This is a genomic window from Companilactobacillus farciminis KCTC 3681 = DSM 20184, from assembly GCF_002706745.1.
Classification (GTDB): Bacteria; Bacillota; Bacilli; order Lactobacillales; family Lactobacillaceae; genus Companilactobacillus; species Companilactobacillus farciminis.
In genome coordinates, this window is sequence record NZ_CP017702.1 from 1,200,481 (window position 1) to 1,222,372 (window position 21,892).

14 protein-coding genes and 1 pseudogene are annotated in these 21,892 nt (G+C 36.2%); 13 read left to right on the forward strand and 2 right to left on the reverse strand.

Annotated features, from left to right (window positions below; all coding sequences use genetic code 11):
* Positions 1 to 12: 12 nt before the first annotated feature.
* The 9 genes and pseudogenes from LF20184_RS05935 to LF20184_RS05975 all read left to right on the forward strand — a co-directional run bounded on the left by LF20184_RS05935 (position 13) and on the right by LF20184_RS05975 (position 11,875).
* The gene (locus tag LF20184_RS05935) at positions 13 to 903 is read left to right on the forward strand and encodes a carbohydrate ABC transporter permease (RefSeq protein ID WP_010019556.1); all 891 of its coding nucleotides are present in this window, start codon (positions 13 to 15) and stop codon (positions 901 to 903) included.
* Positions 903 to 1,766: a carbohydrate ABC transporter permease gene (locus LF20184_RS05940; protein WP_010019558.1), complete on the forward strand. Its 864-nt coding sequence runs from the start codon at positions 903 to 905 to the stop codon at positions 1,764 to 1,766. The genes LF20184_RS05935 and LF20184_RS05940 overlap by 1 nt, the downstream gene beginning before the upstream one ends.
* 34 nt (positions 1,767 to 1,800) lie before the next feature.
* Positions 1,801 to 2,904 (forward strand): ABC transporter ATP-binding protein, encoded by a 1,104-nt coding sequence (locus LF20184_RS05945; RefSeq protein ID WP_010019559.1) that lies wholly within the window; start codon positions 1,801 to 1,803, stop codon positions 2,902 to 2,904.
* A gap of 145 nt (positions 2,905 to 3,049) precedes the next feature.
* Positions 3,050 to 4,813: pseudogene (locus tag LF20184_RS05950) on the forward strand (glycoside hydrolase family 13 protein).
* 156 nt (positions 4,814 to 4,969) lie between these two features.
* Complete coding sequence (locus tag LF20184_RS05955) at positions 4,970 to 7,213, forward strand: glycoside hydrolase family 65 protein (RefSeq protein WP_010019562.1); 2,244 nt, start codon at positions 4,970 to 4,972, stop codon at positions 7,211 to 7,213.
* Between the two features lie 62 nt (positions 7,214 to 7,275).
* Positions 7,276 to 7,947 carry a beta-phosphoglucomutase gene (gene pgmB / locus LF20184_RS05960; RefSeq protein ID WP_010019563.1) on the forward strand — a complete coding sequence of 224 codons (672 nt, stop codon included), beginning with the start codon at positions 7,276 to 7,278 and terminating at the stop codon, positions 7,945 to 7,947.
* Between the two features lie 48 nt (positions 7,948 to 7,995).
* Positions 7,996 to 8,982 carry an aldose epimerase family protein gene (locus LF20184_RS05965; RefSeq protein ID WP_010019564.1) on the forward strand — a complete coding sequence of 329 codons (987 nt, stop codon included), beginning with the start codon at positions 7,996 to 7,998 and terminating at the stop codon, positions 8,980 to 8,982.
* Positions 8,983 to 9,113: 131 nt separating this feature from the next.
* A complete protein-coding gene (locus tag LF20184_RS05970; protein WP_010019566.1) occupies positions 9,114 to 11,000 on the forward strand; it encodes a fructose-1,6-bisphosphatase in 1,887 nt (628 codons plus the stop codon).
* Positions 11,001 to 11,062: 62 nt separating this feature from the next.
* Positions 11,063 to 11,875 (forward strand): HAD family hydrolase, encoded by an 813-nt coding sequence (locus LF20184_RS05975; protein WP_056945159.1) that lies wholly within the window; start codon positions 11,063 to 11,065, stop codon positions 11,873 to 11,875.
* A 53-nt stretch (positions 11,876 to 11,928) separates the two neighbouring features.
* Here the strand turns inward: LF20184_RS05975 and uhpT are convergent, their stop codons facing one another.
* On the reverse strand, positions 11,929 to 13,308 hold the full coding sequence (gene uhpT, locus LF20184_RS05980; RefSeq protein WP_010019569.1) for a hexose-6-phosphate:phosphate antiporter UhpT: 1,380 nt from the start codon (positions 13,306 to 13,308) through the stop codon (positions 11,929 to 11,931).
* Between the two features lie 295 nt (positions 13,309 to 13,603).
* Between uhpT and LF20184_RS05985 the strand changes: the two genes are divergently transcribed.
* Together LF20184_RS05985 and LF20184_RS05990 are read left to right on the forward strand one after the other, a co-directional pair.
* Positions 13,604 to 15,901 carry a nitric-oxide reductase large subunit gene (locus LF20184_RS05985; protein WP_010019570.1) on the forward strand — a complete coding sequence of 766 codons (2,298 nt, stop codon included), beginning with the start codon at positions 13,604 to 13,606 and terminating at the stop codon, positions 15,899 to 15,901.
* Between the two features lie 45 nt (positions 15,902 to 15,946).
* Positions 15,947 to 16,897: an alcohol dehydrogenase catalytic domain-containing protein gene (locus LF20184_RS05990; RefSeq protein ID WP_010019571.1), complete on the forward strand. Its 951-nt coding sequence runs from the start codon at positions 15,947 to 15,949 to the stop codon at positions 16,895 to 16,897.
* A 4-nt stretch (positions 16,898 to 16,901) separates the two neighbouring features.
* Here the strand turns inward: LF20184_RS05990 and LF20184_RS05995 are convergent, their stop codons facing one another.
* On the reverse strand, positions 16,902 to 17,582 hold the full coding sequence (locus tag LF20184_RS05995) for a YjjG family noncanonical pyrimidine nucleotidase (RefSeq protein WP_010019572.1): 681 nt from the start codon (positions 17,580 to 17,582) through the stop codon (positions 16,902 to 16,904).
* 193 nt (positions 17,583 to 17,775) lie between these two features.
* Here LF20184_RS05995 and LF20184_RS06000 point away from each other — a divergent pair, with 193 nt between their 5' ends.
* Both LF20184_RS06000 and LF20184_RS06005 read left to right on the forward strand, forming a co-directional pair.
* The gene (locus tag LF20184_RS06000) at positions 17,776 to 18,978 is read left to right on the forward strand and encodes a GH25 family lysozyme (protein WP_010019574.1); all 1,203 of its coding nucleotides are present in this window, start codon (positions 17,776 to 17,778) and stop codon (positions 18,976 to 18,978) included.
* A gap of 187 nt (positions 18,979 to 19,165) precedes the next feature.
* The gene (locus LF20184_RS06005; protein ID WP_029606505.1) at positions 19,166 to 21,847 is read left to right on the forward strand and encodes a cation-translocating P-type ATPase; all 2,682 of its coding nucleotides are present in this window, start codon (positions 19,166 to 19,168) and stop codon (positions 21,845 to 21,847) included.
* The last annotated feature ends 45 nt before the right edge of the window (positions 21,848 to 21,892 follow it).

Here is a 21,892-nt window from a genome sequence, read left to right on the forward strand (position 1 = left end):
TAGTGATTATATATGGCATTAAATAAGAGTAAGAAAAAAGAGAAGAAGATTCCCTTTTCTTATTACATGATGGTAGTTCCAATCGGAATCTTATTCTTTATTTTCCATACAATTCCATTCCTAAGAGGTGTGTTCTATAGTTTCACTGACTGGAGTGGCTATGGCGATTGGAAGTTCGTTGGTTTAAAGAATTATCTATATATGTTTGGTAATGCAAATATTGGCCATGCATATTGGTTCACATTGAAATTTGCTTTATTTGCAACAATCTTAGTTAATGCGATTGCCTTGGCAATTGCTGTTGGACTTAATGGTAAGATTAAATTCCAAAACTTTATGAAAGCTATTTATTTCTTACCATACATGTTGGGTTCATTGATTGTTGGATTCGTATTTAAGTTCATTTTTGGAAACTTAGTTCCTGATCTTGGACGTGCTTTACACATCGGATTCTTATCAAGTAACATTTTAGGTACCACACATGCTTGGATTGGTATTTTAATTATGACAATCTGGCAAGGATTAGCCTTCAATACTTTGATTTATCTAGCTGGTTTACAATCAGTTGATGAAGAGATTTATGAAGCTGCTGATCTGGATGGTGTAAATCCATGGCAAAAGTTCATACACTTAACATTCCCATTGATTGCACCTTTCTTCACAATTAACTTAGTTCTATCTGTTAAAGGATACTTAATGGTATTCGATCAAATTATGGCTATGACAGATGGTGGTCCTGGTAACAGTACAACATCTATTTCAGTTGAAATTTATAAACAAGGTTTCCAAGGTTCACAATTTGCTATCCAATCAGCTAATGCGGTTGTATTGTTCATTATCGTATTAACAATTTCATTGATTCAATTGAGAATATTAAATAAACGAGAGGAGCGATTAGGATAATGCAAGCAGATACAAAACTATCGACTCCTAAGAAGCATTTTAAGAATAAACATATTAATTGGACACTAACAAGTGTTTTAATGGTCATTGCTATTTTTGCTATCTTGGGACCTTTATATATCACAATTGTGGTTGCTTTGAAGGATCCAACACAGATGACAAATGTTCTAAGTTTACCATCAAAGATCCACTGGGAAAACTTTTCAAATGCTTGGCAAATGACTAACTTTCCTAGAATGTTTTTTAACACCTTGTTTATTACAATTGTAAATATTATCTTTACAATTTTCACTAATTCAATGGCTGCATACGTTATTACAAGATTCAGAATGAAGAATAAGTTCTTCAACGTTATGTATTACTATTTCATTAGTGCAATGTTCATTCCTTTCAACGTTATTATGCTTCCTCTTGTTAAGGAAATTAGTGCACTCCATATGGATAATATTTTCGGAATTACTTTCCTATATATTGTCTTTGGTCTTCCACAAAACATCTTCTTATATTCAGGTTTCGTTAAGGAAATTCCAGTTGCTCTAGAAGAAGCAGCTGAAATGGATGGAGCAACTCCATTACAAGTCTTCTTCAAAGTTATCTTCCCATTGATGAAGCCTATGCATGCAACAGTTGCTATTCTTTCATTCATGTGGACATGGAATGATTTCTTAATGCCACTTGTTCTTTTAAGTGATCCACGTCAACAAACGTTGCAATTGGCTCAATACGTATTCCAAGGTCAATTTTCAACACAATATAATTTAGCTTTCGCCTCCTATGTATTGGTTCTACTACCAGTATTAATAATGTACGTATTCTTCCAGAAATACATTATTGCCGGTGTTACAAGTGGTTCAGTTAAATAATATATTATTAATTAGTAATTAGGAGTTGAGTTAAATGGTTGAAATTAATTTAAAACATATTTATAAGGAATATGATGGCAACGAAAACTATTCTGTAACTGATTTTAATCTTGATATTGGTGATGAAGAATTTATCGTTTTCGTTGGACCATCTGGATGTGGTAAATCTACTACATTGCGTATGATTGCTGGTTTGGAAGATATTACTAAAGGTGAATTAGTTATGGACGGCAAGGTCATGAATGATGTTGCTCCTAAGAATCGTGATATTGCCATGGTTTTCCAAAACTACGCCTTGTACCCAAATATGTCAGTTGCTGACAATATGGGATTTGGTCTTAAGATTCGTAAAATGCCTGAGGATGAAATTAAAAAGCGTGTTGCTAATGCCGCAGATATTTTAGGCCTAACAGATTATTTGGAACGTAAGCCAGCTGCTTTGTCTGGTGGTCAAAGACAACGTGTTGCTTTAGGACGTGCAATTGTTCGTGATGCTAAGTTGTTCTTACTTGATGAACCACTATCAAACTTGGATGCTAAATTGAGAGTGCAAATGCGTACAGAAATCGCTCAATTACATCAAAGATTGAAGACTAATATGATTTATGTTACTCATGATCAGGTTGAGGCTATGACTATGGCTGATAGAATTGTTATCATGAATGATGGTAAAATCCAACAAGTTGGTACACCTTCTGAATTGTATAGCAAGCCTGCTAATAAGTTCGTCGCTGGATTTATCGGATCACCTGCAACTAATTTCTTCGATGTTACATTGAAGGATGGCAAGATTGTTAACGAAGGTGGCTTGAATATTGTTGTTCCTGAAGGTCAATACAAGATCTTAAAGGAAAAGGGCTATGAAGGTAAACAATTGACATTTGGTATTCGTCCTGAAGATATTCATGCTGAAGAGGTGGCTATTCAAGCCTTCCCTGGTGCTGTTATTGATGCGGATATTAAAGTTTCAGAATTACTTGGTGCTGAATCAATGCTCTATTCACAAGTGGGTGGAACAGACTTCATTGCTAAAGTTGATTCACGTGATCATCACAAGCCAGGTGACAAGGTTCAAATGGCTTTTGAAATGACAAAAGGTCACTACTTTGATAAGGATACTGAAGAAACAATTATTTAGTCATTAAAAGGTAATCAGGTGGTTTTACCTGATTACCTTTTTTATATGGTATATGCATAAGCTCTGCAGAAAATAAATCATTATTAGTTGTATTAGATTTATTTTTGCAGGGCTTTTTTTACTAATTAAGATAAGGAAGAAAATTATGAATATAGCTGCTATTTATCATCGTCCTGAAAGTGAATATGCTTTTCTTTATACAAAGGACCTGTTTCATATTAGGATTAGAACGGCTCGAAAAGATATTAAATCCGTTGGTCTAATTCACGGTGATCCTTATAAAATGAATAAAAAAGATTGGCAAAATAATGAAAGCAAAATGGCTTTAACTTTATCGACCGAAATTTATGACTACTGGGAAATTGAGATATAAGAACCTTTCAATCGCTGTGCCTATGGCTTTCACTTAGTAGATTTTAATAAACAAGAGATTTTTTATGGAGATCAAGGATTCTTTGATTTTACGATTGAGACTCTAGAAAAAGACAATAATTATTTTAGAATGCCGTATTTTCATGAAGTAGACCGTTTTAAGGCACCAGAATGGGTAAAAGAAACAGTTTGGTATCAAATTTTTCCTGAACGTTTTGCTAATGGAGATAAGACTAATGATCCCAAGAATGTTTTACCATGGGGTTCAAAGACACCGGGAGTAACAGATTTCTTTGGTGGAGATTTACAAGGAGTAATTGATCATTTAGATCATTTGGTTGATTTGGGTATTAATGGAATTTACTTTTGCCCGATTTTTAAGGCGCATTCAAATCATAAATATGACACAATTGATTATTTTGAAATAGATCCAAGTTTTGGAACAAAAGAAACCTTTAAAAAATTAGTAACAGAGTGTCATAAAAGAAATATCAAAGTAATGTTAGATGCCGTATTCAATCATATGGGAGATAATTCTCCACAATGGCAGGATGTTAAAAAGAATGGTCAAAATTCTAAATATGCTAATTGGTTCCATATAAAAAAATTCCCAGTTTCATATAAAGAGGGCGATAATTTTGAAGACGCTAAAGATATTACTTACGATGTCTTTGCATCCACTCCTCATATGCCTAAATTAAATACAGCTGATCCAGATGTTAAAAAATATTTATTAAGTGTAGCTAAATATTGGATTGACGAATTTGATATCGATGCTTGGAGATTGGATGTCGCAAATGAGGTTGATCATGAATTTTGGCGAGATTTTAGACGTGTTTGTGACGCTTCGAAAAAGGACTTTTATCTCTTGGGTGAGATTTGGCATTCATCTCAGAGTTGGCTTAATGGTGATGAATTTAGTGCTGTCATGAATTATGCCTATACAGACTCTATTAAGGAATATTTTATTAAAAAAGAGTTGCCACTATCAAAATTGATTTCCAATATTAATGATCAATTAATGATGTATCGTAAACAAACTAATCAAGTTCAATTTAATGTATTGGATTCTCATGATACGGCTAGGATTTTAACAGTGGCCAATAATGATAAGGATTTAGAGAAACAAGTTTTGGCTTTCACATATCTACAGCCTGGTGTTCCTTGCATTTATTATGGAGATGAATATGGAATTGATGGTGGAGAAGATCCCGAGTGTCGTAAATGTATGATTTGGGATAAGTCAAAACAAGACTTGAGTCTGTATGCTTTCTTCAAGAATCTAGTTTCGTTAAGAAGAAAAAATAACGATATTTTGTCAAAGGGCTCTATTAATTGGAATGATACATTGGTAGATAAAAATCTCGTAATATTCAAACGAAGCCTCAACGGTAGGGAGATAACAGGAGTATTTAATAATAGTAATTCTGTTCAGAAAGTAGATTTTGAGGGTACTGTAAAAATGGATAATTTGGTTTCATTTGCTGAAGAAAAGGTAACTATAAGTCCAAAAGGATTCATCATTTTCTCGAAATAAAGCTGTTATCGGTAACATGGTGAAAACGATTGCAACAGCAATCGACCTGCATAATAATAGGAATGTAATAAATATAATAAATGATTGAATATCAAACTATTCTAATAGAAATTGATTAATAATTTAGGTTTATATAATTGTAGGAGGGACAAATTTATGCAAAGAATTTTTGAAGTTGATCCTTGGAATGTCGTTACTCATAAACTAGATAAAGATAATAAGAGACTCCAAGAAAGTTTAACTAGTTTAGGAAATGGCTACATGGGAATGAGAGGAAACTTTGAAGAAGATTATACCGGGGATAGTCTTGCAGGTATTTATCTTGCAGGTATTTGGTATCCTGATAAGACCCGTGTCGGTTGGTGGAAAAACGGTTATCCAAAATATTTTGGTAAGGTAATCAATGCAGTTAACTTTATTAAAATGAACTTTTTGATAAATGGATCAAAGCTCGATTTATATACAGATAAAATCACTGATTTTACATTAGACTTAAATATGAAAAATGCTACTTTAACGCGTTCTTTTGTGGTTGATAAAGATGGTAGCAAAGTGAGATTTAATTTTGAGAGATTTTTGAGTGTTGCTCAAAAAGAATTGTCAGTCCAAAAAGTAAGTTTTGAAAATCTTTCGAATAATGCGGTTGATATTCAAGTGATTTCTTCTATTGATGCCAATGTTAAAAATCAAGATGCCAACTATGATGAACATTTTTGGCAAGTACTAGATATTGATAAGGATAGTTTGGTTGCTGAGACTAAACCTAATGACTTTGGCACACCAAGATTTACCTCAGGAATGAAAGCTAGCTACGTTACAGATCTAGACTTAGTTGATACAGAAGTTACTGATTTAGAAACTAGTCAAGTATTCAAAAAAACATTACAAACTAATGAAGAAGCTACAATTGAAAAGCGTGTTGTTGTCGTTACTTCAAGAGACTATCAAGAAATATCTGATTTGAATGAAGCCTTGAGCAAAATTAGTAATGAGATTAAATCTTCTTCTTATGATGAGTTGCTTGCAGCACATACTAAGGTTTGGGATAATCGCTGGAATCAAGCGGACATTAAAATTGAAGGCGATATCGATGCTCAACAGGGAATGCGTTTCAATTTGTTTGGATTATTCACAACATATTCCGGCGAAGATTCTCGTCTTAATATTGGTCCTAAAGGTTTCACTGGTGAAAAATATGGTGGAGCAACATATTGGGATACTGAGGCATTTTGTATACCAGTCTATTTAGGTATATCCAAACCTGAAGTTTCTCGTAATTTATTGATGTACCGCTACAATCAACTACCAGGAGCTTATGTCAATGCACAACAGCAAGGATTAAAGGGTGCTTTATTCCCAATGGTAACTTTTAACGGAATTGAATGTCATAACGAATGGGAAATTACATTTGAAGAAATACATCGTAATGGTGATATAGCCTTTGCAATTTATAATTACACTCGTTATACCGGTGATAAGTCATTTGTTATGAATGAAGGAAGTAAGATATTAACTGAAATTTCACGTTTCTGGGCTGATAGAGTTCACTTTAGTAAGCGTAATAATCAATATATGATCCATGGTGTTACAGGTCCTGATGAATATGAAAATAACGTAGATAATAATTGGTATACTAACTTTCTTGCTAAATGGACTTTGAAGTATACACTTCAAATCTTAAAAGAGGTTTCCAAGGAACAATTTGCTAAATTGAATGTTTCTCAAGAGGAGATAAATAAATGGCAAGATATTGAAAATAGAATGTACTTACCGTTTGATGAGAATTTAGGTATATTTGTTCAACATGACGGCTTCTTGGATAAAGATATAGAACCTGTCAGTGCAATTCCAAAGGAACAACTACCAATTAATCAAAATTGGTCATGGGATAAAATTTTACGTTCACCATACATTAAACAAGGTGATGTATTACAAGGCATCTGGGACTTCATAGATGATTTTTCGGAACGTGAAAAGCAACGTAACTTTGATTTCTATGAACCTTTGACAGTTCATGAATCAAGTCTTTCACCCGCAATTCACTCAGTTTTAGCAGCTGATCTTCACTATGAAGAGAAAGCGGTTGCATTATATGAGAGAACCGCTAGACTAGACTTAGACAATTATAATAATGACACCGCAGATGGATTGCACATTACTTCAATGACCGGTGGTTGGCTAGCAATGGTACAAGGATTTGCTGGTATGCGTGTAGCTGATGATGGAACTCTTAGCTACAAGCCATTCTTGCCTAAGAAATGGAACAGTTATTCATTTAGACAAGTCTTTAGAAATCGTGTAATTGAAGTGTCTGTTTCAAGCGACGGACCACAATTCAAGTTGATTTCTGGAGAACCATTACAGATTCAAGTGTATGACAAGCCACAAATGCTTAAATAATTGTAAAAATAAAAGTGTCTGGATAATCTTATTCAGGCACTTTTTTATCAAAGGAGAATAGTATGGTTAAATTTGAACAAATTAAAGGTTTTATTTTTGATTTAGATGGTGTGATTGCTAATACTTCACTTTATCATGGTCAAGCTTGGCATCAATTAGCTGATGAATTGGGTGTTACTTGGACCGAAGATTTAGCCAACCAACTAAAAGGTGTCGCTAGAATGGATTCCTTGAACTTGATTTTAAAAGCTGGCGGCAAGGAAAATGATTATACCGAGGCTGAAAAAGAAAAATTAGCTGCTAAGAAAAATGAGAACTATTTAGGACTTTTGGATTCTTTGAGCCAAGATGACATTTTGCCAGGAATGAAAGAATTCATTGAAGATCTATCAGCTCATCACTATTTAGTTTCTCTAGCTTCTTCTTCTAAGAATTCACCAATTGTTTTGAAAAAATTAGATTTAGCCAAGTACTTCGATGGAAAAGTTGACCCAGCTACTTTGACACACGGAAAACCTGATCCAGAAATTTATGTTCGTGGAGCTGAAGTTTTGAATTTGAAGCCTGAAGAATGTATCGGACTAGAAGATGCAATCGCTGGCGTTAAGTCAATCAACGGTGCACATGAAACTTCTCTGGGAATCGGTGATCCAAAGATTCTTAACGAAGCAGATTTAAACTTCAACGATACTTCTGAAGTAACGCTTGAAAATATTAAAAAGGCTATGGATTAATTATCTAATCGCAGTATCGGATATTGATTGCACAGAATGGGTAGAAATATGACAGTAAAGAAGACAATTTTTGGGGAAATTGGAACTGATCCCGTTTATTCATACAAAATAACTAATAAAAACGAAACTAGCATTGATGTTTTGACTTATGCAGCTACTTGGCAAAACTTTGAAGTGGTTGAAGATGGCGTCAAGCATTCTTTGATTGAGCATTTCGATAACTTGGATGATTACATTAAGACACCTTACATGGTAGGTAAGACTATTGGACGAGTTGCAGGAAGAATCAAGGATGCCAAGTTTTCTATCAATGGCGTTGACTACCAGATGACACCTAATAATGGAAAAAACGTCATGCACAGTGGTGATCACGGACTACAGAGTCAAAACTTCGACAGTACGATTGATTCCGACAATTCAGTTTTGTTCACGCATACGGTTAAAGGTGAGGATGAATTTCCTGGAACGTTGACGGTGGAAGTTAGATACAGTCTAAACGATGATGACGAAGTGCAGATTACGTATAACGCTAAAACTGACCATGATACGTTGTTCAATCCAACCTGTCACGTCTACTTTGATATCGATGATGAAAATATTCGTCAACAACAGTTGAAAATCAATTCAAAACGCTTTGTCGATGTCGATGCTAAGAAAATTCCTACTGGGAAATTGTTAGCAACGACCAATGCCTACGACTTCAAGAATTTCAAAAAAATAGGTCAAGGACTAAAGCAACTCAAACCATTGGATAAAGTGGAATTTGACGATGCTTTTGTTGTGAATAAGAAGGCAGCTACTTTGAAGTCAGAACATCGTGCTATTGATTTGTATACCGATAGAGATGGTTTGGTTATTTTCACGGCTAATCCAGTCGATGCGCTGAAAGCTCAAAATCATGAGTTCAGTTCAATTGCCATGGAATTGCAGACTTTGCCCGATGCAATTCACCATCCAGATTTTGGCAATACGATTCTACTTGCTAATCAAGAAGTGAGCTACACTAATAAATATAAATATAGAAAGTTGAATTAACAGCTTTAAAATTAGACATCCAAGGGGTGTCTTTTTTTGTGTCTTGGAATCGTTTTCCTTAAATGGTATAGTTTTAATTGTCATTGTTAGAACACCAATCAATTCTTATAAATTATGAAAGGTATATACAAATGAATGATAAATTAACTACCGAAAATGAACTAAAGACTGAGTTGATCAACTTGTCAGCAATTTTAGGATTACCCAAAGGTACGGAAGTTTTTGTCAGTGATATTCATGGCGAATACGACGAATTTGCCCATATTATGCGCAATGGGTCTGGTAATACTAAACAAAAAATTGCTGAATTATTCACCGGTCGTTTATCAAATGTTTCTCAAAAGAAGTTAGCTTTTTTGATTTATTATCCATCAGAAATTTTGAAAAGAACGAAAAAAACGATAACGAATAAAGATGATTTGACTCAATGGTATATGGATACTTTCAATAATTTGATTGAGATGTTACGTTATACAGCCAATAAATACACTCGCTCTAAAGTTAGAAAGACACTTGATCCGGAATTTGTTTACGTGACTGAAGAGTTGCTTTACGCTGACAATAATGCTGAAACAAAACAGTTATCTTATCAAAATATTTTGGATGGTATTATCGATTTGAAGATGGCTGACGACTTTATCATTGCCACGTGTCACTCTATTCAACGCTTAGTAGTCGATCATGTTCACGTCATCGGCGATATTTATGATCGTGGCCCACATCCTGATTTTGTGATTGAACATCTAGCCAGACATTGGCAAAGTTTTGACTTTCAATGGGGTAATCATGATATTTTGTGGATGGGTAGTTTAGCTGGCTCAAAATTATGTATGCTAAATCTTTTGCGAATCTGTGCACGTTACGACAACTTAACGATTTTACAAGACGCTTATGGGATTCATCTACAGAAGATGATTGATTTCTCATTAAAAAATTATCACTCTCAGACGGCTTTCTTACCGAAATCAGATACTGGCAAAAAAATATCTGCTGCACAAGTTGAAATCGACAGTTGTGTTCAGCAGGCGGCAGCCATTATGCAATTTAAATTGGAAGGTCAGACGATCAAGAGACATCCTGAATTCGATATGGATGACCGGCTTTTGCTAGAAAAAATTGATTTTGAACATCAAACTATTAAATTAAAAAATCATAAATATTCCCTTCAAGATGGCTGTTTTCAATTAGTCGATCAAGACAATCCTTATCAATTAACCGCAAGTGAAGAAAAGATGATCGATTATTTGATGAAACAGTTCTCAGCATCAGAGAAATTGCAGCGTCACATTAATTATTTGGTTGATAATGGCTCAATGTACCTGAAATACAACGGCAATCTCTTATTGCACGGTTGCGTTCCTGTCGATAGTGAAGGTAAATTGTTGAGCTTAGAAATTCATAATCATAGGTATTTTGGCCATGCTTTGTTTGATTATTTTGATGGAATCATTCGTCAAGCTTTGAAAAATCAGCAATCTAACCAAAATGTCGACATGATTTGGTATTTGTGGACGGGGAAATTGTCGCCTTTGTTTGGAAAGAATCAGATGACAACGTTTGAACGCTATTTTATTGCTGACAAGCAGACCCATTTGGAAGTTTTGAATCCTTATTATTCTTTGCGGCAAGAGGAGTGGTTTGCAGATAAATTATTGCAAGATTTTGGATTAGTAAACGGTCATATCGTCAATGGTCATACGCCGGTCAAAGTTGGAGAATCGCCGATTATGGCTAATGGAAAGATATTTGTGATTGATGGCGGGATGTCGAAACCCTATCACAAGACAACTGGAATTGGTGGATATACCTTACTTTCGAATTCTTACGGTTTGCAATTAGTGACGCATGAACCTTTTACAACTAGAGACAAAGCTATTAAGGAAATGACCGATGTTGTTTCCACCAAGAGAGTGATTGAACAAGCTGTTAGTCGAAAAAGAGTCGCTCAAACTGATGTTGGAGAGAAATTAAAGCAACAGAGAAAAGAATTACTTGAACAATTGGCACGAATTAAGTAACCGATTACAAAAACTTTGCTACAATAGATTATGAAATTAATTAAAAATCGAGGGAAAAATTCATGCCAAAATATTTAGTATTTATGGATCTTGATGGAACGCTTTTAGCGAGTGATCATAAGCATATTTCTCCACGAACTAAAGAAACGATTGAGAGTCTACAACAAAAGGGAGTAATTTTTTACATTGCAACGGGGCGGATGTACGAGTTAGCTAAAATTACGCAAAGATTGTTGAATCCTGATGTAAGAATGATAACGTCTAATGGAGCCGTCTTTGATGGTGCTAATGGTCGAGAAGTTACTAAGTTGGGTGTAGAAGCAGTAGATTTGGCCTACAAAGTGACAGTAAAATATCAACTGCCAATGATGCTCTTTACACCAGAGAAAGCTTATTTCACTAGAAAAATTCCTGATTTTATTGCTCAAAATGCTGGTAATTTTGATGAAGATTTTGGCTATGAGGAAGTTGAAAGTTTTTCAGAATTAAAACCCGTTATGAAAGATATTACTAATGGGGTAGTTTTGAGTCGAGGAGATATGTCAGAGCTCAACACTGTTCGAGATGAGTTGATCGACAGTCATTTAATGGAAATGTCTTCTTCTAGTCCAGACAACTTAGAAATGATCCCACTGCAGACGGATAAAGGAACTGCCGTCAAGAGAATTCAACAGGAGTGGGGTATTGATTATGACCATACTTTCGTTTTTGGCGATGGAATGAATGATGTTGGGATGATGAAAGAAGCTAAATATTCAGTCGCAATGGGCAACGGTTTACCGGAAGTCAAAAAGACCGCTAATTTTGTGACCGAGACTAATGCTAAAGATGGTTTGGCTAAGTTCTTAGAGGATTATTTTGCAAAAGAAAAATAAAAAACAGGTTTGATTTCGAATGGGAAAATCAAACCTGTTTTTTTGGTATCAAATTAATTTAGTTGTTGACGAATCCGTTTTTCTTCACCAACGGCAATTACAGCTAAGACGATGATACTCAAGACGACTGCTAAATAGAAGACGATGAAAGTATCATTCCAACCGTGAAGATTCATACCAAGGATTGAGAGGCCATTTTGTTTAGGATCAGCGATAGCCGCAAAACCAACTTGTGCCATTAAATCACCGAAGATATAAGCAAAAGTACCAGTCAATCCGTCGGAAACATTCAATGCATTCTTAGGTACGAAGCTGATAACGGAAACTCCAATCAATAGTTGTGGTCCATAAATCAACATTCCTAAGAAGAATAATGAAGTATTGATCATCATAGGTGTCGTTCCATAACGATAGCCCAGAACAACAAAGGCTGTTAAAGCCAAACAGATGATTGAAACAACAGCCCGACGACCTTTCAAAAGATCTGAGAACCAGCCCCAAACAACGCTACCAATAATTCCACCTAGTTGGAAGAGCAATAAGGTATTGGCACCTTGTGCGACTGTAAAGTGGAGTTGTTGAACCGTGTACAAAGGAGCCCAGTTGACGATCCCGATTCTGACAACGTAAACGAAGACGTTAGCGATACATAGTAGCCAAACCCAAGGACTCTTCATAACAAAGGTCTTAAAGATGGTCCACTTACTCATCTTAGAAGCAGACTGGTCAGCTTTAGAGACATTTTCGCCAAAGATGACTTCACTAGGGTCCCAACCTAGTTCTTGTGGATCATCGGCACCGAAGAACAATCCCCAGAAACCGACAATCAAACCAATAATAGCAGGAAAAATAAACATACCACCGACGTTTCCGCCAAAGAGGTGGTTAGCACCCCAAAGAGCAATGACACCAGCAACGGCACCACCGAACTCGTGAGAAATATTCCAAATTCCGATGTAGCGACCACGAGTAGTAGTTGTTGTCCAACGTGAAATCGTAGATAGAGAAGCTGAACCACCGGGTGATTGGAAAATACCGTTCAATGACCAGAGGACTAAGATCAATCCGACTGGAGCGTGATCCATCAATAATGCAACCCCAATGATCAAGGTCATGATTGCGGCGAGAATCAAAAGAAATGACATGAATTTCTTAGTGTTCTTGCCATCAACGACGTAGCCTAAGACGGTTTTGCCAATCCCATAAGCTAGTGAGAATCCGTAACCAATCCAACCTAAAGCAGTTGTAGAAATCCCATCTTTAACTAATAGAGGTTGTGCTGCGGAAAGATTATTCCGAATCAAATACATACAGAAATAAACGAAGAAAACGACCAAAAATGACTTTAAAAATTCACGAAACCAACGGTTCTTTTGTTCGTCAATTGATAAACCCAATTTTTGAGGACGTTTCAGGTCAAAATAATGTAACATAAAAATCCCTCCCCAATAAAAATAAAATTATTTATGACCAAATCGATTATAACGCAATGTAAACGAATCAACGCTGTAATCACGGTTATTCTAGTCTATCGAACCGGTTCCACATCAAATCTCATATACAAAATTATAAAACTTGATATTTATAAAAATATATCAATAATATAATTAAATTATATAAAAACCATTTACATTCAATTGTAAGCGTACTAAACTCAAAGTGTGGTCTTCTTTGTTCATTTAGAAATTATTCGAATTTGACCATGATTTTGTTATAGGGGGAGATAGAATGCAAGTCTATAAAAGACTGAATAGAACGCTTCTTTGGGTTCTAGTAATTGCCTTTTCTATTTTGATTGCAGGTGGATTTTTGATTTTCAAAAACGAAGCACCTAGGCCTTCAAAAATGGTAGACGAATCAGGAACTACTATCGTCACCAAGAAGCAATTGCTTTCTGGACAAGCGGTCTATGAGAAATATGGATTAACTGACTACGGATCCTATTTAGGAAACGGAACTTATTTTGGTCCCGATTACACAGCACAATCTTTGCACGTTTATATTCAGGGGATGCAAAATTATTATGCTCAAAAACAATACAAAACTGATTTCAAAGATTTAAGTGTTGAAAAACAGTCAGGAATTAAAGGAAAAGTAAAACACGAGATTCGTAAAAATCGCTACAATAGTAAAACGGATCAATTAGTTTTGACTACTGCACAAGTGGCAGGCTTGAATCATTTGACGAAGCACTACCGCCATGAGTTTAGAAACAATCCTCACGAAGCAGGTTTACCGGAGAACATGATTCACAACAATACTGATGATTTCATGCAAAACGGTGATAAAATTGACCAATTGACTTATTTCTTCTTCTGGGGTGCTTGGTTGTCATCAACTAATCGACCACACCAAACATACTCGTACACTAACAATTGGCCTTATGATTTAGACGCCGGCAATATTATGACTAGTGAAGCCATGGTTTGGACAGCTTTATCCGTCGCCGTATTAGTTACTGGTGTTGGAGTAGTGATTTATTTCTATAAGAAATATCACTTCGATATGCAATTTAATGAGTCATACGCTGATATACCAGAGATTAAAACGGATGAACCAATTAGTAATTCACAAAGAAAGACAGCTAAGTTCTTCTTGATAGTTATGATGATGTTCTTAGTTCAAATTCTTTTAGGTGAATTGATGTCGCATTACTACGTTGAAGACACCTTCTTTGGTTTGCCATTGCAATACATCTGGCCATTCAATCTAGCAAAAACTTGGCATTTGCAACTAGTCATCTTTTGGATCGCTACAGCTTGGTTAGCAACTGGAATTTATATCACGCCACGAGTTCTTGGTCGAGAGCCAAAGCGTCAAGGAATTTTGGTTGATATTTTGTTCTGGGCTTTGATCATTGTCGTTGGTGGCTCCATGTTAGGTGAATGGGGCTCAACACTTGGCTTTATCAATGGTAAATGGTGGATTTTTGGTCATTATGGCTGGGAGTATGCTGAAATGGGTAAATTCTGGCAGATTCTCTTTATCATTGGGATGTTCTTGTGGATTTTCATTATGTTGCGTGGTTTCGTACCAGCAATTAAGATCAAAAAAAATCTTCATCGTTCCAGATTACTACAATTATTGATTATCGGTTCCATTGCCATTCCAGCTTTCTATTTGGCATCTTTATTCATTTTGCCAAATTCACACGTCACATTTGCTGATTATTGGAGATGGTGGATCGTTCACTTGTGGGTTGAAGGAATCTTCGAGTCATTTGCGGTTATCTTGATTGGTTATTTGATGGTCGATATGAAGTTGACGACTATTAAATCAACTATCAGAGCACTATACTTCCAATTGATCTTACTATTAGGAACAGGTGTCGTTGGTATGGGACATCACTACTTCTGGGAAGGTGATCACTCGATTTGGTTAGCCTTGGGTGCTTGTTTCTCAGCCCTAGAAGTAATCCCGCTTTGTCTATTAGTTTGGGAAGCATATACTCATTATCGTGTATATAAAGACAGTCACAAAGGTTTTCCTTACAAAGGTACTTTCATGTTCTTAGTTTCAACAGGTTTATGGAATGCCTTAGGTGCTGGTGCTTTAGGATTCTTGATCAATGCTCCAGCTATCAACTACTTTGAGCATGGAACACAGTGGACTTCGGCCCACGCTCATGCTTCAATGGCTGGTGTTTACGGATTCTTCTCCGTTGCTATCATGTTGTTTGCCATTAGACATTTAACTGAGACTAACTTCTGGACTACTAAAGTTGAGAAGTGGATCAAATGGGCATGCATTACAATGAACGTTGGTTTAGCCGGAATGGTCTTCATTACTTTGATGCCATTAGGTTATTTACAATTAAAAGATGCCCTAGAAAATGGTTATTGGCATGCTAGACAAATTAGTTTTTACCGTCAACCATTGGAAAATGGATTAACTATTGCTAGATCTGTTCCCGATATTATTTTTACGGCCGGAGTAGTTATTTTGCTAGTGATCTTCTTCAGAGCTATGTTCCACTTGAAGAAAGCTTCTAAAGAAATCAATCCAGTCGATTACGATATTAGATAAAAAAAGAGACATCCAAGTCGGATGTCTTTTTTGTCAGGAGAAATTATGAAAGCAGCTTATATCGAAAAAAATGGACCAGCATCAACCATAAAAGTTGGTCAATTGCCGATCCCAGAATTAAAATCAGATGAAATTTTAGTAAAAGTCAAAGCAGTTTCAGTGAATTTTGTCGATACCTTTGTTAGAGCTGGAAGCTTTAAAACTAAACAAGAATTTCCTTTTGTCATTGGACGCGATGCTGTTGGTACAGTTAGTGCAATTGGCAGAGATGTTTCTCAATTCAAAACAGATGATTTAGTTTGGACTAACAGCATGGGGTATGACGGTCGAATGGGTACTAGTAGTGAATTAGTTGCTGTTCCAGAAGCCAGACTTTTTCATGCTCCCAAGGTTGATCCAATCAAATTAGTAGCTTCAGTCCATTCTTCAGCGACTGCAGCAATTGTTTTATCAGACGTGCTTCAAGTAGAAAGTAATCATCGAATTTTAATTGAAGGTGGAGCAGGTCACGTAGGTACAAAATTTATCGAATTGGCCAAATCATTAGGCCTTGAAGTGGTAACCACTAGTAATCCTAAGGATTTTGAAAAATTGCAGCACTTGGGAACTGATAAGACGTTTGATTACCACGAACCAATCCAAGGCAATTATGATTATATCGTCGATACCTCAGGAAAAGTTAATTTGCAAAATAATTTAGACCATCTGAACTTATACGGTAAAATTGCTTTGATTACAGCTCCAAAAGATAACCAATTCGACTTTCAAGTCCGTCAGATGTACACCAAGAGCCAAAGCATCAACGGTTTTGTCATCAGTCATGCCACTTTGAAACAGATTCAATCAGCAGGAAAAATCTTAAACGATAATTTTGAGGCTGGTCGTTTATTGACGGATGAGATTTTAACGATGCCACTTGATCAAGCAGCCAAAGCTCAGCAATTGTTGGAAGATCATCAGACTAAAAATCAGAGAATCGTCTTAACTGTTGAATAGAATCTTATTCTATAATATCGAAAAGTTCTGATAACTCAGTTATTTGATAAGTCGGCTTGAAATTAGTTTGGTTAGTTTTAGAGTATTGATTGAACCAGACACTGTCGATTTTACTGTTCATGGCTCCGGAGATATCTGAGGAAAGAGAATCGCCAATCATTAAAATTTGTTCAGGACTAGCTTGAAGGTCCTTTTCAATGAATTGAAAAAATTTTGTGTCAGGTTTGTCGACACCAACATTCTCAGATAAATACATTTTTTCAAAGAAAACATCAATTTTTGCCCCAGCGGTTTGGGAGTATTGTTTACTTCTAGTACCGTTGGATGCCGCAAAGATTCGATGTTTTTTGTTTAGTTGTTCCAAAGTTTCATAGGCTTCTGGCATCAACGCGTGTTCATAATTGAATAATTGTAAGTAATGATCGTTGAGAGCAGGACTGTCGACTTTTTTATCGTAATGGTTGAAATATCTTTGGAAACGATTGTCCATTAAATCTTGGTGAGAGATCTGTTTCTTTTCTAATTGTTTCCACAAATAATCATTGATTTTATGCCAATACTGAATCTGGTCATCATCAAAGGGAAAATTAGTCATACCAGACATTTTGCGTAGTGCATTTTGGGCATTAGTCTTGGTATCGAGAATCGTATCGTCAAGGTCGAACAAGATAAATTGATAGCTCATGGAAATCCTCCGTAAATAAGTAATTATTGTTGTTAAAAGTAAAAATCAAAAAATACAATAAATCAAGTTAACTTTTGATTAAAAAATCGTTACTATGTTAATTTGTAAGTACAATTGTGTAATTTTTGGTTCATTTTTTAATACCAGTTTTATAATTCTTTTGTTGTGAAAACAACAAGAGGGAGATTTGATAATGGTTTTAAAAAGAGAAAGAACAATTCTTTTAGCCGTATTTTTTTCGCTTATAGTAGTGTTTTTGGGAGCTACAAAAGTTAGCGCTGCTAGAGCAGATATGGTCGATGTATCTAATAATAATGGAGCAATGACCGTCGCTAATTTTCAGGATATGCATGATAATTATGGCGTAAAAGCTGTTGTTACCAAAATTAGTGAAGGTACTTCTTTTAAGGATAGTACAGCAGCTAACAATATTGCAACTGCTCAACAAGCTGGTATGTATATCAATGGCTATCATTTTGCCCGTTACAATAGTGTAGCAAGTGCGATTGCTGAAGCTGACTATGCCGGAAAATTGGCACAAGCCGATGGATTGCCAGCTGGAGCAGTTTTAGCCACCGATGTGGAAAGTTCAGAACAGAGTTCTGTTTCTGAAGCACAAAATGATGCGGATAATCAGGCATTTATGAAAGAAGTTGCCAAATATGGTTATCGTTCTACGATTTATACAATGGGGTCATGGGTCGGCAGTGTTATGAGTGTTGATTCCGGTTGGATCGCGTCCTATCCTTATGATCCAACTGACCAAGAGTGGTATACATCTAATCACGGCTGGCAGTGGTCTAGCAGTTATACCTTTAATGGTAGTTATGGTAATTTTGATGTTTCTGAATTGTATGATAATTTCTTCACTACTTATAAAACACCAACAGGTACTTCTACTACAACTACAACCACGTCAGACGATAATTCAGCTACCACAAATAGCAGTTCGAGTAATGTTGGCGTGATTGAAGTAAATAATTCTTCAAGTAGTTACGTGCCTTTGATGGCTTTACAAGTGGATGGTTCTATGAAGACGATTACTAATCGTGCGTTATCCAACAATACTTCTTGGCAAACTGATCAAACAAAAGTAGTTGATGGAACGACATATTATCGAGTCGCAACTAACGAATGGGTCGCAGAACAATACTTGGCTAATAATTCTTCAACAACAAATGCCGCTAGCGATGCAAATGTCATCAAAGTAAATAATGCCAATTCTAGTTATGTTCAATTAGTAGCTTTACAAACGGATGGTTCTATGAAGACAATTACCAATCGTGCTTTAGCTAATAATACTTCTTGGCAAACTGATCAGACAAAAGTAGTTGATGGAACAACGTATTATCGGGTGGCCACTAATGAATGGATTAATGCTGAATACATAATTTAATTTATTGCATCTTTTCTTTGATTTAAATATAGATATTCGATATACTGACTTTAAACAAGGGAGTAACTTGCAGAAAAAGTTGCCTGTGACAAAATCGTCAGCAAGACGAAAGTCTGGTTTTGTCTTAATTAGTGAGACTTGTACGCTATTTGGCGTGCAAGTCTCTTTTTTTAAACCAAAGGAGGGGTTGAGTTTGAAAGATACTCGATATTATGCACTGGATAAAACTTCACTGTTGGACAAGTTCCAAACTAGTGAAGCTGGATTAAGTACCGACCAAGCTAAGAAGCGTTTGGAAGAAAATGGACCCAATGCTTTAACGCAAGGTAAGAAAAAGAATTTGTTCCAAAGATTCTTTGATCAATTCAAAGATTTTATGATTATCGTCTTATTAGTGGCCGCATTAATTTCGGGATTTGTCGCTCAGGAGTGGGCCGATGCAGCTTTGATTTTGGCGGTAGTTATTATCAATGCCGTTTTTGGAGTTTTTCAAGAGTCAAAAGCTGAAGAAGCGATTGAAGCTTTGAAGGAAATGTCGACTCCAGAAGCTCATGTTAAACGAAATGGCAAATTAGAAACCGTTAGTAGCGAAGCCTTAGTAGTTGGGGATGTTGTTTTATTAGAAGCTGGTGATATTGTACCGGCCGATATTCGTCTGATCGATTCTGCTTCAATGAAGATTGAGGAAGCCGCTTTGACTGGTGAATCGGTTCCTGTCGAAAAAGAAGCCCAAATTTTACCAGATGAAGATATTCCATTAGGCGACCGTAAGAATATGGCTTATATGAACAGTAATGTTACTTATGGTCGTGGAGTGGGTGTCGTAGTTGGCGTCGGAATGGATACTCAAGTTGGTCAAATTGCTGGGATGATCAACAAAGCTGAAGAAACAAGTACACCTCTGCAAGATAATTTAAACTCACTTGGTAAAACTTTGACTTGGTTGATTCTCGGAATTGCCGCCGTGATCTTTGTCGTTGGTATTTTCAATAATCATTCAGGATTGCCAATGAATGAATTAGTTATCAACATGATGCTAGTTGCAATTTCACTAGCCGTTGCTGCTATTCCTGAAGGTTTGCCTGCCATCGTAACGATTATTTTGGCATTGGGTACGACGAGAATGGCTAAGCGTAAAGCTTTAGTTAGAAAACTTCCAGCTGTTGAAACTTTGGGAAGTACTGATATTGTTGCTTCTGACAAGACTGGTACTTTGACTCAAAATAAAATGACAGTCGAAAAGTTTTATCAATATGGCAAGTTAAACGATGCAGCTTCAAATATCACTGGGGCTGATAAAGTATTGCAAGTTATGACCTTTGCTAATGATACTAAGATTCAAAACGATGGTGTTTTAGTCGGTGATCCAACCGAAACTGCATTGGTTCAATTTGGTTTCGACCACGACTATCAAGTTGAAGATGAATTGAAGAAGGAGCCACGTGTTGCTGAAGTACCATTTGATTCAGAACGTAAATTGATGTCAACGATTCATAAGTTATCCGATGGCAAATTCTTAGTAGCGGTCAAAGGTGCTCCTGATATGCTATTGCAACGTGTTACTAAGCTTCAAAAGACTGCTGATGAAGTAGTTGATTTTACTGATGCCGATAAGAAAGAAATCTTAAAGCAAAATAAATCAATGGCTACGCAAGCTTTGAGAGTCTTAGCTATGGGTTACAAGATTATCGATGCAGTTCCACAGACAATCGATTCTCAAACCGTTGAAAATGATTTAGTTTTTGCCGGATTGATTGGAATGATTGATCCTGAACGTCCAGAAGCTGCTAAAGCGGTTGCGGATGCTAAAAAAGCTGGTATTCGTCCAATGATGATTACTGGTGACCACCAAGATACTGCTGAAGCTATTGCTGCTCGTTTAGGAATTATTGAAGCAGGCGATGATGCAGCAGTTATCACAGGTGCTCAATTGGATCAAATGAGTGATGAAGAATTTGAGAAAAAAGTTCAGCTTTACTCAGTTTATGCTCGTGTATCGCCAGAACATAAAGTTAGAATCGTTAAAGCTTGGCAAGATAAAGGTAAAGTTGTAGCAATGACTGGTGATGGGGTTAACGATGCGCCAGCTTTGAAGTCAGCTGATATTGGTATTGGAATGGGTATCACTGGTACTGAAGTTTCTAAAGGTGCTTCCGATATGGTTTTGGCCGATGACAACTTTGCTACTATTATCGTGGCAGTTGAAGAAGGGCGTAAAGTCTTCTCCAATATTCAAAAGTCAATCCAATACTTGCTTTCTGCTAACTTAGGTGAAGTTTTAACATTGTTCATGATGACCTTGTTAGGCTGGGATATTTTGCTACCGGTTCAATTGCTTTGGATCAATTTGGCAACTGATACTTTCCCAGCGATTGCTCTAGGTGTTGAACCAACAGAACCAGGTATCATGGATAAGAAACCACGTGGACGTCGTTCCAGTTTCTTAGGTGGAGGAATTGGACCTTCAATTGTCTATCAAGGTATTTTGGAAGGTTTAATTACTCTAGGCGTTTATGGATTGGCTATCATGTTCCCAGTCCACACTGCTAATGACGCTATGCATGCTGATGCTTTAACTATGGCTTATGCAACTTTAGCCTTGATTCAGTTGTTCCATGCCTTTAATGTTAAATCGACTTATCAATCTATTTTCAAGGTTCATATGTTCAAGAATAAGATGTTCAATATTGGTGTATTGACATCATTTATCATGGTAGCAGCTACAATTGCTGTTCCTGGATTTAACAAGCTATTCCACGTGACTGAACTAAACTTAGAACAATGGTTGATTGTTTTAGGTGCCGGAGTCTTGATGATTTTAGTTGTTGAAATCGTTAAATTCTTCCAACGTCGTGCTGGTAAAAAATAGTAAAAATAAGACCTCGATATCAGAAGATACCGGGGTCTTTTTGTG